This is a genomic window from Prevotella sp. HCN-7019 (assembly GCF_037890215.1).
Lineage (GTDB): Bacteria > Bacteroidota > Bacteroidia > Bacteroidales > Bacteroidaceae > Prevotella.
The window spans coordinates 350984-370124 of record NZ_JBBKBO010000003.1; the positions used below are offsets into that span (position 1 = coordinate 350984).

Sequence of the window (19141 nt, forward strand, 5' to 3'; positions counted from 1 at the left end):
ACATCAGTTTGCAATTGGCAAAAGCAGTCTGACGCAATCGACAACCGTACGAAGAAACCGTAACCAGGAATAATAAAATGCAGAATACACTATACGGAAAAGTCCTTTTGCTCCAGTCAACTGACATAAGAACAAAAGGACTTTATTTATTCAATATTCAAAATGAGTAATACAGGCCTGTGACCAACCGGTGCATACTTAAAAGTATTGCTCCCTCACCCATTCAGGATAATGCCCAAGCCTGCACTTCCCGATTATTAGTCGAGCTGAGCCAGCTTGCCGTCAGAACCGAGAACTTCCTTGATCTTGTGCTCATAGAGCTGGATCATGAGGTCACGAGCCGGTCCGCAGTACTTACGTGGGTCGAATTCACCCGGTTTCTCTGCGAATACCTTGCGAACAGCAGCAGTGAAGGCCAGACGAGAGTCAGAGTCGATGTTGATCTTGCAAACAGCGCTCTCAGAAGCCTTACGGAGCTGATCCTCAGGAATACCAACTGCATCAGGCAGCTTGCCACCATACTGGTTGATCATGTCAACATACTCCTGTGGAACTGAAGAAGAACCGTGGAGAACGATTGGGAATCCAGGCAGCTTCTCCATGATAGCATCGAGAACGTCGAATGCCAATGGAGGAGGAACGAGGCGACCAGTCTTCGGGTCGCGTGTGCACTGCTCCGGTTTGAACTTGTAAGCACCGTGGCTTGTACCTATTGAGATAGCCAGTGAGTCAACACCAGTCTTTGTAACGAAGTCGATAACTTCTTCCGGTTTTGTATAGTGAGATTCTTCAGCAACAACCTCATCCTCAACACCAGCAAGAACGCCGAGCTCGCCTTCAACAGTTACGTCGAACTGATGAGCGTAGTCAACAACTTTCTTTGTCAGTGCAACATTCTCATCGTATGGAAGAGATGAACCGTCGATCATAACTGAAGAGAAGCCCATGTCAACGCAGCTCTTGCAAAGCTCGAAGCTGTCACCGTGGTCGAGGTGCAGAACGATCTCAGGATGGTTGCATCCGAGTTCCTTTGCATACTCTACAGCACCCTGAGCCATGTAGCGCAGAAGTGTCTGGTTTGCATAGTTACGTGCACCTTTGGAAACCTGAAGGATTACCGGAGACTTCAGTTCAGAAGAAGCCTTGATAATTGCCTGCAACTGCTCCATGTTGTTGAAGTTGAAAGCAGGAATTGCATAACCTCCATTAATGGCTCTCTTGAACATATCACGTGTGTTCACCAAGCCTAAATCTTTGTAGTTTACCATAATTGTTTAAATTTATTTAAAACGTTTCGAATTGTCTTTCTAACTGATTGCAAAGTTAGTATTTTAATTTGGCAACACAAAGTGATACAACATTTTTTTAATGTTTCGTCACATTGTAATAATATGTAAAAATAAAATGACGTTCATTTTTACTAATTTATAATAAAAAACAAACCGTCAAAAGGGCAATATATCCCTAATTATTTACTTTTGCAACTTATGAACGGAAAAGCCAACCTTTTCCAAGCAGATACATAGTTTATATATCTGAACATAAACAAACAACCAACATAATTAAAAACATTATAAAACAATCACAATGAAACAAACTAATGTTATACCCGCAAACGGGAAACTTGGAATCATGGTTGTCGGATGCGGTGCTGTGACAACTACATTCATGACCGGTGTACTCATGGCACGCAAAGGACTGACAAAACCCGTCGGGTCAATGACACAATATGACAAAATCCGCGTCGGCAAAGGAGATGATAAGAAATATCTGCACTATGCCGACATCGTACCTTTGGCAAAGCTCGACGATATAGTATTCGGCACATGGGATGTTTATCCGCAGAACGCCTATCAGGCTGCAATGTACGCAGAAGTTCTGAAGGAGAAGGACATAGAACCAGTACGCGATGAACTGGAGAAAATCGTTCCGATGAAAGCTGCATTCGACAAGAACTACGCCAAACGTCTCGACGGCGACAACGTGAAAGACTGCAAGACACGCTGGGAAATGACCGAAGCGCTGCGTCAGGACATACGCGAATTCAAGGAGAAAAATGGTTGCGAGCGCATCGTTGTGATATGGGCAGCTTCTACAGAGATATACGTGCCATACTGCGAAGAGGTGCACGGCACTCTCGCTGCACTCGAAAAAGCGATGAAGGATGACGACCGCGAACACGTGGCTCCGTCCATGTGCTACGCATACGCAGCTCTGGCAGAAGGTGCACCGTTCATCATGGGCGCACCGAACACAACCGTTGACATACCGGCAATGTGGGAAATGGCAGAACAGACCAAGATGCCTATCGCCGGAAAGGATTTCAAGACCGGACAGACTCTCGTGAAGAGCGGATTCGCACCGATCATCGGTACACGCTGTCTTGGACTTAGCGGCTGGTTCTCCACAAACATTCTCGGCAACCGCGACGGCCTTGTGCTCGACGAACCGGCAAATTTCCACACAAAGGAAGTGAGCAAACTGTCAACGCTCGAAACAATTCTGAAACCGGAAGAACAGCCGGATCTTTACACAGACTATTATCACAAAGTACGCATCAACTATTATCCGCCGCGCAACGACAACAAGGAAGGATGGGACAACATCGACATTTTCGGTTGGATGGGTTACCCTATGCAGATAAAAATCAACTTCCTCTGCCGCGACTCAATCCTTGCTGCCCCTCTGCTGCTCGACCTTTGTCTGCTCAGCGACCTCGCTGCACGCGCCGGCAGATACGGCATACAGCGCTTCCTCAGTTTCTTCCTCAAGAGTCCGATGCACGACTTCACCAAAGGCGAAGAGGCTGTGAACAACCTTTATCAGCAATACACAATGCTGAAGAACGCCATACGCGAAATGGGCGGATATGAGGCTGACGAGGAAATAGACTGATATTTTCTGACATATCAGCACAATAACGGCCATTGCCGATGATTTATAGACTCCTGCGACATTCCATCGCAGGAGTCTTCTTTTTCATAAGTATATCACATCAAACCAACTTTATTTACAAAGCCAAGCCTATTGGAAAGAAAAAAAGTTGTAACTTTGTCTGTGTCATTATAATTATGCCGACCGTCCATTCTTATACAGGCGGCAAGAGCAATGGCGCTTATACGTTCAACAACAAAAACTTATCTATTATGAATATCAGAAGTATTCTGCTATCATGTGTCCTTATGCTGGCGATGCTGCCGGCAATAGCGCAAAACGACAAGCCGCAGACATACATCTGCGAGAATCCGTACAAGGTGGAGAAAATCACCCCGCCACAGGGCAATAAGGTGAAAAACGTAATACTGATGATAGGCGACGGCATGAGCCTTATGCACGTATATTCGGCATGGACAGCCAACCGCGGCCGGCTGTGGCTGGAAAATGCGCAATACACCGGACTGTCGAAGACCTACTGCACGGACAAGCTCATCACCGACTCAGGAGCAGGCGGCACCGCATTGGCAACCGGACACAAGACCAAATACCACTCTGTGGGAGTAGATCCGGACGGCAAACCACTCACCACTCTGTGCGATGTGGCAAAGTCGCTCGGCAAGGATGCGGGCATAGCCGTGACTTGCCGCCTGTGGGATGCCACGCCAGCCGACTTCTGCTGTCACAACTCCGACCGCGACAATGAGCAGGAAATCATAGCCGACTATGTTGACTGCGGCATCGACTATGCGTTCGGCGGCGGCGCGAAATACTTCACCAACCGCAAGGATGGCCGCAACATCTTCGACGAGCTGAAGCAGAAAGGCTACCACATATCGCGCTCATGGGACGACCTCTCGGCATGGAACAAAGGCAAGGTGTTCGCCGTTCCCTACGACGTGGACACTCCCCTGCCCGACGAGCGAGGCGACCTTCTGGCACGCGCATCACTCAAAGGCATATCGCTCATGAACCAAAACAAAAAGGGTTTCTTCATGATGATAGAAGGATCGCAGCTAGACGACTACGGACACTTCAACCAACTGGACATGCTGATGAAGGAAACCCACGACTTCGACCGCACCATCGGCGAGGTGATGAAGTGGGCGGCGCAGGACGGCGAGACGCTTGTCGTGGTGACAGCCGACCATGAGACGGGCGGACTGACGCTCATCGACGGCGACAAAGAGCAGGGAAAGATAACATGCCGCTTCTCCACCGGCAGCCACTCCGGCGTGATGGTGCCCGTCTATGCGTTCGGTCCGGGAGCCGAGAACTTCACCGGCATAATGGAGAACACCGACATTTTCTGGAAGATAAAGGCGCTGATGGAACGCTGATTACGTGTCCGCACACAGACGTATAAGCCTCATCCGGCGTCATGCGCCATAAACAACCGACAAATAAAACATCTCATACAAATAACATGATAAGAAAAAGCATAATGGTAATTGCGCTCGCCGCAATCACGACAACGGCCGGCGCACAGAACCTGATATCGTCCGGTTCGCCGCTGTACAAGCTGCCCTACAAGAACACGTACGTCATGCAGACCCTCGTAGCCGAGAACACCTTCCGCACGGCAAAGGTAGAGAAGACCACGCCGGGCACGTTCGAACAGGCCAAAAAGGTGCTGCCCGCACCCTATTGGGACGGTCACGACAAGGAGATTGAAATGTACTGGAAGGCATGGCAGATAGGAATAAAGAACATCTGCCAGCCGCTCGACGACTCGGGATTCGTCACAAGCTACATCGCCCCGGCCTACAACGGCAACATATTCATGTGGGACGACGCGTTCATAACCATGTTCTGCCGCTATGGCCGCAACTTCTTCCCGTTCCAGAAAACCCTCGACAACTTCTACGCCAAACAGCATCCCGACGGCTTCATCTGCCGCGAGATACGCGCCGACGGCTCCGACTGCTTCAGTCGCTACGACCCGACGAGCACCGGACCTAACCTGCTGCCGTGGTCGGAATGGAAATACTACACGCAGTTCGGCGACGACAACCGTCTGAACAAGGTATTCCCCGTGCTCGCCGCCTACTACAAATGGCTGAAGCTCAACCGCACATGGCGCAACGGCACCTACTGGAGCAGCGGATGGGGAACGGGTATGGACAACATGCCGCGAGTGCCCGAAGGCTACAACACCATATACAGCAACGGCCACATGATATGGCTCGACGCCTGCCTCCAGCAGATAATGGTGGCAGACATACTGCTGAAAATGGGCTTCTATCTGGAACGCTGGCAGGAGATAGAGGAGTTTGAGGACGACATAAAGAAACTGTCGGAATATATAAACAACAATATGTGGAGCGAGCAGGACAAGTTCCTCTACGACCAGTATGCCGACAACAGCCTCAGCACAACGCAGGGCATCTACGCCTACTGGGCACTCCACACCGACGTTCTGCCCAAGGAAAGACTCGACGCACTGGTGAGCCATCTCGAGGACACTACCAAGTTCAACCGTCCTCACCGCGTAGCGTCGCTCGCAGCCGACAATCCCAAGTACAAGGCCAACGGCCGTTACTGGACCGGCGGAGTGTGGCCGGGCACCAACTATATGGTCATCTCCGGTCTGACAGACAAAGGCTACCGCCGTCTGGCGCACGACATCACCATGAACCATTACAACAACGTGCTGAAGGTATATGAGAAAACGGGCACCTTCTGGGAGTACTACGCACCGGAGAAAGCCGAACCCGGATTCATGGCACGCAAGGACTTTGTGGGCTGGACGGGTCTGCCGCCAATCGCAGAACTCATAGAATACATCTTCGGAATACGTGCCAATGTGCAGGAAAACAACATAACGCTCGACGTAAGTCTTACCGACGGCTACGGCATCGACCGCTATCCTTACGGCGCCGACGGCCTCATCTCGTTCAAGGTGGCACGCCGCAGCTCTGCCGACGAGAAACCAAAGGTAACCATCAACACCAACACTCCGTTCAAACTGACACTGATGTGGGGTGACCAGAAGATTGAGAAAGAAATAAAGAAAGGCACTCAGACTGTCTGAAAAACGATGCGCGCCCCGGTCTTCACTGACACATGACGGCCGGCATGTGCTCTGATAGAGATAGAAAAATCCGCAGTCTGAAAAGCTGTTGCACACATACGGCCCCGGTCAATATTTCGTTTTACTGACCGGGGCCGTAAATATTGAATACCGGTCCGCAGAATATCAGAAAACCGAGAAGCGGATATCTGCCGGCAGACATGCAGCAGAGCGGATGTGCTGAATTTCTGTGAAGAGCGGTTTTATTTGTGAAATAGCGCGGAATGGCGGAAAACATACTGCCAACCCGGGATGATATGAACACAGCCTGAACCTATGCTCACGTAATAATAAATTTTCGTTACCACTCCCGATAAATCATATTCAAAAGCACACCACATTATTCCGGAGCCTTTCCTCACACCTCATATCAGTGTTTTTAGAGAAAACTCTCATAACCAACTTACGATTTTTCTTGACTTTTTTTTGACAAAATAAAATCGCAAAACAGATGTAAGGAGATGCCAAATCATATATGATGAAGGCTCTTTCATCCCATACCGTCTTTTCATATACCCCGTGGTATAATCCAGAACAGTTCGTCTTGCATTCTGATTACGCATGTTTTAGCCTCCGATTCCGTCTGTTTCGGGGTGTGATATTAAGCATTTCAGCCCCTGATATGGGCTTAATCGCATGCAGAAACAGTGCTTTTTACGTGGCGAAAAAATACATCTTAAATATAAGTCTTTGATATTCAACATTTTAAACAAATCTCTTATAATTCGAGAATTTGCGTTCGAAGGAGAGTCCGCGCGCAAATACGCGCTGGATTTTTGGGGTAGAACAGAAAACTCGGACGAAAAAACCGCAGGATGATGAAATCTGTAAGTAGCCCATATTGTTTTCATCCCGACATAGAAAACAACACTGATACGAGAGCGACACCGCAGTTTTTTATTATCCACCGATCAGTCATCAGACCTCAAGTATTTATTTTACAGTTATGGTTATCATCGGTACTACTATTCTACAACATCTTCACATCGGCACAAAAAGCAAAAGCGGAAGCGCTACATATATTGCGCCTCCGCTCTGTATAATATTCTTATGCGGAACACACGCCGCAAACCACGGCATGATTTATCCGCCATCCACAATAATCAAGAGCCTGTCATTCTCCTCTGCGTGAACCGGCCGTCAGTCTGAACGCATAGGCCAGCACCACCGCAAAGCCTGCAAGAGGAATGACAAACGGTATGATGTTGTTGGTGTTGTCGGCCACAAGTCCCATGAGAAGGAACGCACATCCACCCACAGGTGTCATCATCAGTATGGACGAAGCGCTCTTGGTAAGTCCGCCAAGACCACGAAGCGTGAGCGAGAATATGGTCGGGAACATTATCGCCTCGAACATATAATTACACATAAGCGCGATGAGCGACACCTTGCCGAAGTCGCCAAGCACCGTCAGCATGCACACAACAGTACCCACGGCACACAGGAGGAGCATCTTCTCCGCAGCCACACGGCGCATTATCCAGCTTCCGAGGAAACGGCCTATCATAAACACTGCCAGCGCACCGGTTATTACCATAGACGCGTCGCGGTCGCTCATCCATCCCTGACCGGTCACAAAATTGATGAAATAGCTGTTTATCGATATCTCCGACACCTCATAGGCAAGCAGCGCCAAAAGTCCGAACACGAACATCCCGTTCTTCCACAGCTTCTTCAGATTGCCTTTTCCGTCGGCCGTAGCGTTGTCGTCCTCGTGGGTAATCTCCGGAAGTTTCACCTTGGAGAAAGCCACCGCAATGAGCAGTACCACCACTCCCATGATGGTGTAAGGCACCACTACTCCGTCCTCGTTGCCCCCTTCGCCGAACAGGAACGAGCCAACACCGAACGTGGCAGCCATACATCCCAAACCGTTGAACGACTGCGAGAAGTTCAGACGGCTCGTGGCCGTCTCCTTCGGACCAAGCTCCGTGACGTAAGGATTGGCCGATGTCTCAAGGAAAACCAGTCCGCAGCCTATCACGAACAGCGCTGCAAGAAACGCATAGAAAGTGCCGGCAGCCGAGCACGGTATGAAAAGCAGCGAGCCGAGTGCAAACAGTATGAGTCCCACTATCACGCCCCGACGGTAGCCGTAGCGGTTGATGAACAGTCCGGCAGGCAGCGCCATCACGAAATATCCAAGATATGTCATAACCTGAATGAGCGCCGACTGTGCGATGTTGATGTCAAGTTCGTTCTGGAAATGTTTGTTCAGCACGTCGAGAATGGCTCTCGCAAAGCCCCACATGAAGAAGAGTGAGGTGATCAGGACAAACGGCACAAGATAGCGTTTGTCGCTCAATGATGTTCTTTTTGTATTCATTTCTGCATTTTATAGACTTTTGCCGACAACCGTTCTGTACGGACATCCACGCCGGCGTTCAGTTCTTATGTTACGGTTTTGATTCTTTATTCTCTTCACAATACACGGCAACTGACGTTTCCCAACACTCCTTTCACATGCATCTGCCGCAGACCGCCCCTACCAGGCGCTTAATATCTGCATGTGAGAACACTCCGCACGGCAATGCCGAAGGCGGCATCAGCGCCACTATCAGAATGAATCTGACGAATGTCATCTACTTTTACAGTTGCTGATATGCGGAATACCGTACAACACCAACAGGCATTCCGCATGGAATCTCGTGCAAAGGTAGACATTTAATTCCATATTGCTGTAATATATTTGACACAATGTTGGCCGATAAGGAAAGTTTGATTAAATTTGCAATGAAAGTATCATTATTAACCGACATTCTACCATACATTCAAGAATATGCCCGCATATGCTCCCTTCGCCCGCCCACTCTATGTCATGCTGAAACCGGCGAGCTCACTCTGTAACCTCAATTGCGAATACTGTTATTACACAGAAAAAGGCAACATGTACCGCGCAAGCGGTGCCGGCAGCCGCATGACGCTGAGCGACGAACTGCTCGAGAAGTTCACACGTCAGTACATCGAGGCGCAGACTCAGCCGCAGGTGCTCTTCTCATGGCACGGAGGCGAACCGCTGATGCGACCAATATCGTTCTACGAAAAAGCGCTGCGCCTGCAACGTCAGTATGCCCGCGGCCACATCATAGACAACTGTCTGCAGACCAACGGCACACTGCTCACCGACGAATGGTGCGAGTTTTTCAGGCGCAACAACTTTCTGATAGGCATATCTATAGACGGTCCAAAGGAGTTTCACGACGAATATCGCCGCACACGAGGCGGAGGTCCATCGTTCGAAAAGGTGATGCGCGGCATACGACTACTGAACAATCACGGCGTGGAATGGAACGCGATGGCTGTTGTAAACGACTTCAACGCCGACTATCCGCTCGAGTTCTACAACTTCTTCAAGTCGATAGGCGCACGCTACATACAGTTTGCGCCGATAATAGAACGCATCCTTCCCCACTCCGACGGGCGCCATCTGGCGTCGCCGGCCGACAACAGTGCTGAAGGAAAGCTGGCATCTTTCTCCGTCACTCCGGAACAGTACGGTCGCTTCGTGTGCGACATTTTCGACGAATGGGTGCGCAACGACGTGGGACAGACGTTCGTACAGCTGTTCGACTCAACCCTCGCGCTGTGGACAGGTCAGCAATCCGGCGTATGCGCCCTGGCCGACTCGTGCGGCCATGCGGCCGTAATGGAGTTCAACGGCGACGTATATTCGTGCGACCATTTCGTCTTTCCGGAATACAAACTCGGCAACATCCGTACCGAAACACTCACATCCATGATGTACAGCCGCCGTCAGCAGGAGTTCGGCGAAGCCAAAAGAGCAAGTCTGCCGCACCAGTGCCGCGAGTGCGGATGGCTGAAAGTGTGCAACGGCGGATGCCCCAAAGACCGGTTCCTCACCACAGCCGATGGCGAGCCGGGCCTCAACTACATGTGCTCCGCCTACCGACGCTACTTCGAACACACGGCTCCCTACATGGATTTCATGCGCAACGAACTGCTCAACCGACGTCCGCCGGCAAACGTCATGCAGTGGGCACGAAGCCAGAACGGCCACACATCTGAATATAAATAAACAGTATACGCACAATATACGTATCATAATAATAAACAAGCTGCACAAGGTACATACTCTTGAAGATAACCGCAGTCATAAAAAGGGAAACATATAGAAGTATGACAACAGAAAAAATGAAGGCAAAAGCAGGCCTGCTCTATGATGCTAATTACGACGAAACACTTCTGCGCGAACGCACTGTCTGTGCAGATCTCATCCATGAGTTGAATCTTATTCGCCCGTCGAATCAGAAAGAACGCGACACACTCTTACGGCGGATACTTGGAAAAGCAAAAGAAAACTTTACCATAATATCTCCGTTCTTTTGCGACTACGGATACAACATAGAGATAGGTAATAACTTCTTCATGAACATGAACTGTGTCATATTGGACGATGCACTGGTGACATTCGGCGATAACGTATTTGTTGCTCCCAACTGCGGCTTCTATGCCGGAGGACATCCTCTGGATGCGGAAAGGAGAAACAGCGGACTTGAATATGCATTTCCAATACACGTGGGCAACAATGTATGGATAGGCGCTAACGTATGCGTGTTGCCTGGTGTAACCATAGGAGACAACAGTGTCATTGGAGCCGGAAGCGTTGTTACCAAAGACATTCCATCAGGAGTACTGGCCTACGGCAATCCGTGCAGGGTAATACGTACAATATCGGAGGATGACAAAAGAAGATACACCGCCATCTGAGATATCTGTTGACAGCAAAATATACAACAAAGGGACGTATGCCGATAACAGTTTTTGCTTAAAAGTACTGCCGGGACATCGGTACTACTCAAAAATAGAACATAAACAAAATAGTCCCTTAATACTGTTGTTTGAGAGGAAATAAAAGTTTGCTCTGTTGGGTATATTCCATTTTGTCTGTAAACTTATGAGTACCGCATTGGCAACACTGTTTTGTGATATTGTTATGACGGCAGTGTGAATAGTCATTTACATATAAAATCAAAAATCTGAACCTATGAAACTAAGACTGTTTTTTGCAATTTTATTTGCATCTATGTTACTTTCTGCAAAGTCATATGGTAGCGATGTAATAACCATAAAGTCATTGCTTAATGAAATGACTTCGTTTGATGAAGCCACGCGACGGCCCGTTATTCCATACACATGCCGTCAGGTGAGCAGTCACGACCGCCGTTCGGTATCGCCGGACAAACCCGGATGGTTTGCCAACGACGACGGTTTCGGAGTAGAGAGAGTGGACACTGTGGACGGACGCATAGAGAAAGTGATGTTCGACTGCGACGGTCCTGGTGTCATAACACGCATCTGGCTCACCACACTCGACAAGCGCGGGACGATGCGTTTCTACTTCGACGGCTCCGACGAACCAGGTTGGATTGTGCCGGCCTACGACCTTATGGCTTTCGGCATAGGACAACTGGGACGCGGCATGCTACTTCCACACACAAGCTATCAGCCCGACGGCAAGGGCGGAAACACTCTTTTCCTGCCGATACCTTACGCACGTCACTGCAAGATAACGTTTGAAGACCAGCCCGGTGTGGCCCCAACACCAAAGTATTACGGCATAAACTACCGCACATATCCAGCAGACACAAAGGTGGAGACGTTCTCTTCGGATGCGGTGAGACGTGCTTCAATGGATATCTTCAAATGCGATTTCGCGCTTCGCAATCCTGTGTCTCCGAGCGGGAATACGGTCAGATCGAAATCAGCTGTTCTGAAATCCGACGACGAACTTTCCGTTTCACTGCCGAGCGGAGAGCACGCTGTGTGTTGTCTCCGCGTGAATGTAGATGCCGACACAGCACATTATACGCAGGCAATGCGCAACATTGTGGTACGCGCCACGTTCGACGGCGTACGGACGGTGGACGTTCCTCTGTCCGATTTCAGCGGTGCCGGAATGGGTGGATTTGCCGTAAAGAGCTGGTTTGTCGATGCAGACGGACATGGTGGTGTAACCTCCCGATGGCTCATGCCATATTCCCGTAATGCCAGAATATCACTCTGCAACGTAGGCGATTTCGACATTCCCGTATCCATTTCGGCTTCTGTATGCGATTATGAGTGGGACGACCGCTCGATGTATTTCCACGCTTCGTGGCGCAGCGAGGACGGAGTGAAACTGAGCAACAACTATGACCGCAACGACAATCTCGACTGGCTGTTTGCTCATATTGCCGGAGACGGTGTGTATAAAGGTGATGTCATGACGCTCTACAACCACTCTCCGCGTTGGTATGGCGAGGGCGACGAGAAGATATGGGTTGACGGTGAGACTCTGCCTTCGCATTTCGGGACAGGCACCGAAGACTATTACAACAGTTCATGGGCACCGGTCTACATTTTCCACACTCCTTTCGGAGGTGCCCCGCGTGCCGACGAAGCCAGCTCGCACGGATATAATACATTCTTCAGGACACGCAATCTCGACGGCATTCCGTTCCGTCAGGACCTGCGCATCTGCTTCGAAATGCTTTCATGGGAGCCGGGAACGGTTGACATCGCTTCCACAGTGTTCTGGTATGGCGATGCCCGTTCTGCCACGAGAGACTTCACTTCAACAAAGCATGCGGCCAAAGCGCTCATACGACCATGACTTATTTATAAATCGTTGAAAATCAGTTAAAAAACATAAAATACGAAAGAAAAGATTCCCAAAAACTTGCAAATGTAACAAGAGTTACATATCTTTGCAACGTTTTTCATGGTATTAGATTTAAGGTTAACAAAGGTTTTGGGACTCAGCGGAGTCCTTTTTTTGTGCCCGTAAGTCTGATGCGACACATTCCGGACCATATTATCGCCTCCTTGCAACAAGTCTTCGCACTATCAATCACCCGCCTGCACGACAGCATACGGAGCATAAGTAAACCACAGCCGACATATACCGGAGGTGTATTTATAGATTATGTAGAAATTCAACGGCACTTCCCTGCAATAAAAAACCGCGGTATAAATCGCGTACCGCACTGTTATTTTCAGCAGAAAGTGAAGCAATCAGGGGCAGTTACACATTTTCAGTGTCACGCGATTTTTCAGTCCGAGTTTTCTCTTCTACCCCGAAAATCCAGCGCGTATTTGCGTGCGGACTCTCCCGCGGACGCAAATTCGCAAAATATGAGAGATTTTCTTAAAACATTGAACATCAAAGACTTATATTTAAGACATATTTTTCTGCCATGTAAAAAGCACTGTTTCAGCATGCGATTAAGCCCATATCAGGGGCTGAAATGCTTAATATCACACCCTAAAAGAGACAGAATCGGAGGCTGAAACAGGCATAATCGGAATGCAAGACGAACTGTTCTGGATTATACTACGGGGTATATGAAAAGACGGTATGGAATGAAAGAGCCTTCATCATGTATGATTTGGCATCTCCTTACATCTGTTTTGCGATTTTATTTTGTCAAAAAAAAGTCAAGAAAAATCGTAAGTTGGTCATGAGAGTTTTCTCTAAAAACATTGATATTAGACATGAGTGACGATTCAGAAAGAATGTCCCACTTTTTTAATTCTGATTTGTCGGTTGCGACAACATGAATTTATTGTTACGCCGGCAGATGCTCTGTAACTTTTCATAAACCATGCAGTGTCCGGAATTTTTACTTTTCCCCGTGGTGATTCACGAATAAAAACAGCACCCGGTAAATTTCTACATATCCGCATTGTAAGTATATCTGTCGTCATTGACGGATTATTCCGGACACTGCTTTGTTAAAAAATCGGTTTAATTACTATTAAAACGAAAAGGCGGACGATATGTATTGTTTTCGTTGTAATTTTGCCGGCACGAAGCAGATACGGCACTTCTGAAAGACGGAATGCGCACGTTCTGCCGGCCATAACTATTCTACAAATTCGTATTAACGACATTGATACACATTGTTTTTTGATTACAGATGGACAACCGTAAGGATTATTACACTCGACACCGCGACCACCTGGCGGTGCAGATAACCATGTTGAAACACCGCAACCGCGGTTTTATCTTAGGTGAAATCATAACATTCATTGCCTTCATCGCCTTTGTGGCAGCCTATACAGCCGTTGACGGCGGCATGTGGACACTGTTTGTGGCGGCCTTTATGCTGCTGCTCTATATGGCGATACGCCGTTTCGACGTCGTTAACTCACGTCGTATAGAATGGCTTGAGGCACTGCACGGGGTTTACGAACGCGAACTGCGTTATCTTTCGGGCGACTACAAATGCTTCGACGACGGCGCAAGATATGCCGATCCGTCGCATCCATTCACTTTCGATATGGACGTATTCGGCCGTGAATCGCTCTACAACCGCGTGTGCCGGACACTCACCACCGGCGGAAGCGATTGTCTTGCGCGCAGTCTCTCGGGCGATCCTTTCGACGGAAAGCCCATCAGCCGACAGCTCATCGACGAACGACGCGAGGCCATTGACGAACTGGCAGCCATGCCTGGATGGCGGGTGCGTTTCCTCGCTTCGGGTGCGGCAGGACGTATTGATACCGATGCCATCGTAGCATCTCTGCAGTCTGTACGTGCCATGAACATGTCGCGCGCAGCACTATCCGTGCCCGTCATCGCTCTTGCCACACTTTCCATGGCCGGCTTCTATGCGAGCATACTATTGTCAGTGTTCGATTTATTGCCTTCCAGTGTGCCGTCATTGTGGGGCGTGTTGCAGTTTTTCACAGTACTGATGCTTTGCTCCGGACCGTTAAGAAAAATAAGCCGTGAGGTGAACAGTCTGCACGACCGCATGAAACATTACGTAAATATAATACGCCATGCCGACAATCTGCGCAACGGTGAGCAGTCATCGGATGGAAACAGAAGTTCATCATTACAGTCGGCAGAACTGCAACGACTTGTCGGCCGGCTCGACGGGGCCATGGATTCATTCCATGAGACGGAACAAATATTAAAATCTTTGGATCGCCGCGGCAACATTCTCGGCCTCATCATCTTTGACATGTTCCTTCTGAGCGACTATTTCCTCCTTCGCCGTTTCCTCAAATGGCAGGGAAAATATCTCGACAGTGTCGGTCCTTGGGTTGACACTGTGAGCCGCATCGATGCACTTGTGTCGATGGCAACATTCCGATATAACGAACCGGAAGCCGGCAGCGCGGTCATCGCCGACGGCGACGAAGTGGTTTACGAAGCCCGCGGACTCTATCATCCTTTCCTCGGACGCAAGGCCGTGAAGAACGATTTCAGCATAGTGAACGGCAACTACTACATCGTGACCGGCGCCAACATGGCAGGCAAGAGCACCTTCCTGCGTTCGCTCGGCATAAACTACATTCTTGCAATGAACGGCATGCCTGTGTTTGCCGACAGCCTGCGCGTGTCGGTGTTCGCACTGTTCACCAGCATGCGCACCACCGACGACCTTACCCGAGGCATCAGTTATTTCAACGCAGAACTGCTCCGTCTCCGTCAGCTCATCGATTTCTGCCCCGAACACAAGAACACTCTGATAATACTCGACGAAATACTCAAGGGCACAAACTCGGCCGACAAGCTCAACGGTTCGCGCCTTTTCCTCGAATACATATCGGGGCGCAACGTCACGGGAGTCATCGCAACACACGACCTCGAGCTCTCGCGCATGTCCGACGAACACGCCGGACGATTCCACAACTATTGCTTTGAGATAGAGCTGGGCACCGATGTGACCTACAGTTATAAGATAACTCCCGGCGTGGCACGCAACCAGAACGCCACATTCCTGCTCAAGGAACTGCTGGCCGGAAAGAAATTCTGACAAGAAAAACCGCAAGACGGCACTGTCCACACCCCACATAGGCCAGCCTCATCCGGTATTAACACACATGCGCCGTTTCCGTTTCATACACACGTATGACGGAACCGGCGCTTCGCTTTATACCTATACTAAAGTGAATATCCACTATCACAACATGCAGCAATCGTCCTTACTCGCAACCATACATAAACAAAAAAGGGACTCCGCTGAGCCCCTGCCTTTGTTAAACTTAAATCTAATACCATGAAAAACATTGCAAATATAATCATCATTGCTTTTCATGTCAAGTCAAACAACAATAATTATTGCAATATATTCATTTTATTGACATATATCAAACATATAGTAAGATATTGCACAAATAAATAATCAATCAGTCATCACCAGGAAACAAAACAACGCCATTCTGCTTCTTGCCGTCCATCATGATTTTCAGTGGAGAGTCAAACCTCACATGACGCACAAAGCGAGTTTCCTCCACGGCCGGCATAGCGTCGAGTATGTCCTGACGGAACAGGCCGTTTCCGGCATTGGCGTCGACCGTGAAATAACCCACACCGAAGCTCGTGAGGTTCTGGAAAAAGTGCGTTCCCTGACTCGGTTCCACACGATAGTTCTTCAACGCCACCTCCACGATGAGACGCGATGCACAGATGTGCGGCCACTTCACGGGTATTCCAAGCCAATAATCGCTCGATCCCCAGCGGCCCGGACCCACCAGAACGTAGTTGCGTCCGTCGGCAAGGAACTTGCGGTTTATGCGTTCCACGTCATCGGCAATGGCCGGATTGTTCATCGCGCTGAAGTCTTCGCCTGTCTTCACATACACCACATCGACAACGTCCTCGCTGATACCGTGTCCAAGCGAGTTCGACGAGCGTAGCAGACATTTGTCGTCCGCAATGGCCGAAAGGTCTTCGTCGAGCACCTGTTTGGCATCGACTATCGGTCGTATCTGCAAAAGGTAGAATTCGCCCGTACGGTCTTCGTTGAGATTGCAGGCAAACTCTATCTCCACAGGACGCTTCATACTCTCCGCACCATACTTCATAGACATCTGCAGAAGCTCCGGCAACGGGAACACGCCCTGCTGCAACACACCGCAGAAAGATATTATCTTGCGTCCTCCGTCATATATTCCGTCGCGTATAACCTGGTCGTAAGGATCATAGGTTGACGCAATAAAGTTGAGCGACTTGTCCTTGTCGGCCTCCTTCACCTTCAGTTTCAGAATATTGAAACCGTCGTCCACCTTGAAGTCGTTGCCCACATGTGCCGTGTCGAGTGCGTAGAACTGTGTCTGCGTCTCGCGTAAAGCCGTCTCCATCTCACTCGTCTGAAGCACCTGGTTGGGATGATATGGCGACACACGGAGCGTCTGTCCGCCGTCAACAATATATTTTCCGAGTCCCAAAGCAAGCGAAGCAATGCCGTCTTCGGCCTTCTCATCGCCTATGGGATAATAGTTGAGCGAGCGCAGTACTCCACTGAAATTAGGATAATAACGGTTGTCATACTGTTTGCCGACAACCTCCTGGAGTATCACGGCCATCTTCTCCTGATCTATGACATTGCTTGTTGCCGTCATGTAAGCCTTCGAGTCGCGATAGTAAACCGAGGCATAAACACCTTTAATAGCGCATGCCAACATCTCGAGCATGGCATACTTGTCCTCCACATAAGGTATCATGTATGTGGAATATATGCCTGCGAAGGGCTGATAATGCGCGTCTTCCAGAAGCGAGCTCGACCTTATGGCGATAGGGCTCTTCACCGCATCGAAGAATATAAAGAAGTCGTCTATGAGCGACTCCGGCAGTTTAGCACGCAGGAAATGGCGCAGAATCTCCTCGTCGGGAGCATCACTCAGCGCTATCTGATAGAGGTTGTTCTGCTCCATAAACTGGTCGAAGATGTCGGTACAAAGCACCACCGTCTTGGGGATTCTCACCTCAACGCCTGCAAACTTGTTGAATTCGGGATGCATCTTCACTACGTTATCGAGAAACGCCAGACCACGTCCCTTACCTCCAAGCGAACCTTCGCCAATGCGTGCGAAGTGTGAATAAGAGTCGAACTTCATGCGGTCGAACACGGCAACCACTCCCAAATTCTTCATGTGACGGTACTGAACGATGGCGTCGAAGATTATCTTACGGTGGGCATCCACATTCTTCAGCTTGTGCCACGTCACTTTCTTGAGGAACGCCGACACGGGGAATATGGCGCGTGCCGACAGCCAGCGGCTCATGTGGTTGCGCGAAATGTGATACAACATCGAGTCGTACGGAATCTTGAAGATGTTGTCCTGCAGTTCCTTCAGGCTGCGTACGCGCATTATCTCGGCATGAGTCTTCGGGTCGCGGAATATGAAGTCGCCGAAACCCATGTGTTCCTCGAGTATGTGGCGAAGGTCGATGCTTGCCGTCTTCGAGTTCTTGTCCACAAATCTGAAGCCCTCTGCCAGCGCTCTCTCACGGTTGGCACTCTCCGCACTGTCTATTATCAGCGGCACATACTCGTCCTCCGAACGTATGTGGCGCAGCAGTTTCAGTCCGGCGTCGGGATCCTTCTCACCGTCTACGGGAAATCTGACGTCGCTTATAACGCCCAAAGTGTTGGCCGAATATCGGTCGTACAGCTCCATGGCCTCCTCGTATGTGCGTGCCAACACCACCTTAGGACGTCCTCTCATGCGCAGTGTGGCGGCATGACGGTTGAGCGCCTCGGTGGAGAAACGCTTGCTCTGCACGAGCACGTAGTTGTAGAGATAAGGCAGAATAGAACTGTAATAGCGTATGCCATCCTCAACAAGCAGTATCATCTGCACCCCACCCTCACGTATGTCGTGGTCAAGATTCATCTTGTCCTCGATGAGTTTGATTATCGAAAGGATAAGGTTGGTGTTGCCAAGCCAGCAGAACACGTAGTCGAAGATGGACAGATCCTCGTCCTGCATGCGGCGCGTGATACCGTGAGAGAAAGGCGTCAGCACCACGCAATGGATGTCGGGGAACACGGCCTTGATGTCGCGTGCCACCGAGAAAGCGTCGTTGTCGGCATTGCCCGGCATACAGATGACAAGGTCGATGTTCATTGTCTTCAACACCTTGTACGCCTCTTCCGTCGTGCTCACCTGCGTGAATGTAGGCGGATAGCGCAGACCCAGTTCCATGTACTCGTTGTATATCTTCTCCTCTATGCGCCCGTCGTCCTCAAGCATGAAGGCATCATAGGGATTGGCTACTATCAGCACGTTGTATATGCGGCGCAACATCAGGTTCATGAACGTCACGTCCTTCAGATAGAAACGGCTGAACTCCTGCGGTATGGTGTTCTCTTCCATAGTCAGGTTGTTTTGTGT

At 49.5% G+C, this 19141-nt stretch carries 10 protein-coding genes; 7 read left to right on the top strand and 3 right to left on the bottom strand.

The genetic code is table 11. The features are described from left to right. Nucleotides 1-257: 257 nt before the first annotated feature. Nucleotides 258-1268, bottom strand: a complete 1011-nt coding sequence (locus tag WKT13_RS06460) for a class II fructose-bisphosphate aldolase (RefSeq protein WP_298619402.1) — start codon at nucleotides 1266-1268, stop codon at nucleotides 258-260. 319 nt (nucleotides 1269-1587) lie between these two features. Between WKT13_RS06460 and WKT13_RS06465 the strand changes: the two genes are divergently transcribed. The 3 genes from WKT13_RS06465 to WKT13_RS06475 all read left to right on the top strand — a co-directional run bounded on the left by WKT13_RS06465 (nucleotide 1588) and on the right by WKT13_RS06475 (nucleotide 5968). Next, nucleotides 1588-2895: an inositol-3-phosphate synthase gene (locus WKT13_RS06465; RefSeq protein WP_298619400.1), complete on the top strand. Its 1308-nt coding sequence runs from the start codon at nucleotides 1588-1590 to the stop codon at nucleotides 2893-2895. 251 nt (nucleotides 2896-3146) lie between these two features. Beyond that, the gene (locus tag WKT13_RS06470) at nucleotides 3147-4274 is read left to right on the top strand and encodes an alkaline phosphatase (RefSeq protein WP_340323305.1); all 1128 of its coding nucleotides are present in this window, start codon (nucleotides 3147-3149) and stop codon (nucleotides 4272-4274) included. Nucleotides 4275-4360: 86 nt separating this feature from the next. Then, the gene (locus WKT13_RS06475) at nucleotides 4361-5968 is read left to right on the top strand and encodes an MGH1-like glycoside hydrolase domain-containing protein (protein ID WP_340323306.1); all 1608 of its coding nucleotides are present in this window, start codon (nucleotides 4361-4363) and stop codon (nucleotides 5966-5968) included. A 1153-nt stretch (nucleotides 5969-7121) separates the two neighbouring features. Here the strand turns inward: WKT13_RS06475 and WKT13_RS06480 are convergent. Next, nucleotides 7122-8333: a sugar MFS transporter gene (locus WKT13_RS06480; RefSeq protein ID WP_298619394.1), complete on the bottom strand. Its 1212-nt coding sequence runs from the start codon at nucleotides 8331-8333 to the stop codon at nucleotides 7122-7124. Between the two features lie 453 nt (nucleotides 8334-8786). On the opposite strand from WKT13_RS06480, the gene WKT13_RS06485 reads away from it, so the two are divergent. From WKT13_RS06485 to WKT13_RS06500, 4 genes are all read left to right on the top strand, one after another. After that, the gene (locus WKT13_RS06485) at nucleotides 8787-10043 is read left to right on the top strand and encodes an anaerobic sulfatase-maturation protein (protein WP_340323307.1); all 1257 of its coding nucleotides are present in this window, start codon (nucleotides 8787-8789) and stop codon (nucleotides 10041-10043) included. Between the two features lie 101 nt (nucleotides 10044-10144). After that, complete coding sequence (locus WKT13_RS06490) at nucleotides 10145-10735, top strand: sugar O-acetyltransferase (RefSeq protein ID WP_340323308.1); 591 nt, start codon at nucleotides 10145-10147, stop codon at nucleotides 10733-10735. A 277-nt stretch (nucleotides 10736-11012) separates the two neighbouring features. Beyond that, a complete protein-coding gene (locus WKT13_RS06495) occupies nucleotides 11013-12620 on the top strand; it encodes a glycoside hydrolase family 172 protein (RefSeq protein WP_340323309.1) in 1608 nt (535 codons plus the stop codon). 1306 nt (nucleotides 12621-13926) lie between these two features. After that, entirely contained in the window at nucleotides 13927-15777 is a 1851-nt protein-coding gene (locus WKT13_RS06500) for a MutS-related protein (RefSeq protein WP_340323310.1), read from the top strand. A 373-nt stretch (nucleotides 15778-16150) separates the two neighbouring features. Here WKT13_RS06500 and WKT13_RS06505 read toward each other — a convergent pair whose 3' ends face one another. Then, nucleotides 16151-19123, bottom strand: a complete 2973-nt coding sequence (locus WKT13_RS06505; protein ID WP_298619386.1) for a PEP/pyruvate-binding domain-containing protein — start codon at nucleotides 19121-19123, stop codon at nucleotides 16151-16153. Between the last annotated feature and the right edge of the window lie 18 nt (nucleotides 19124-19141).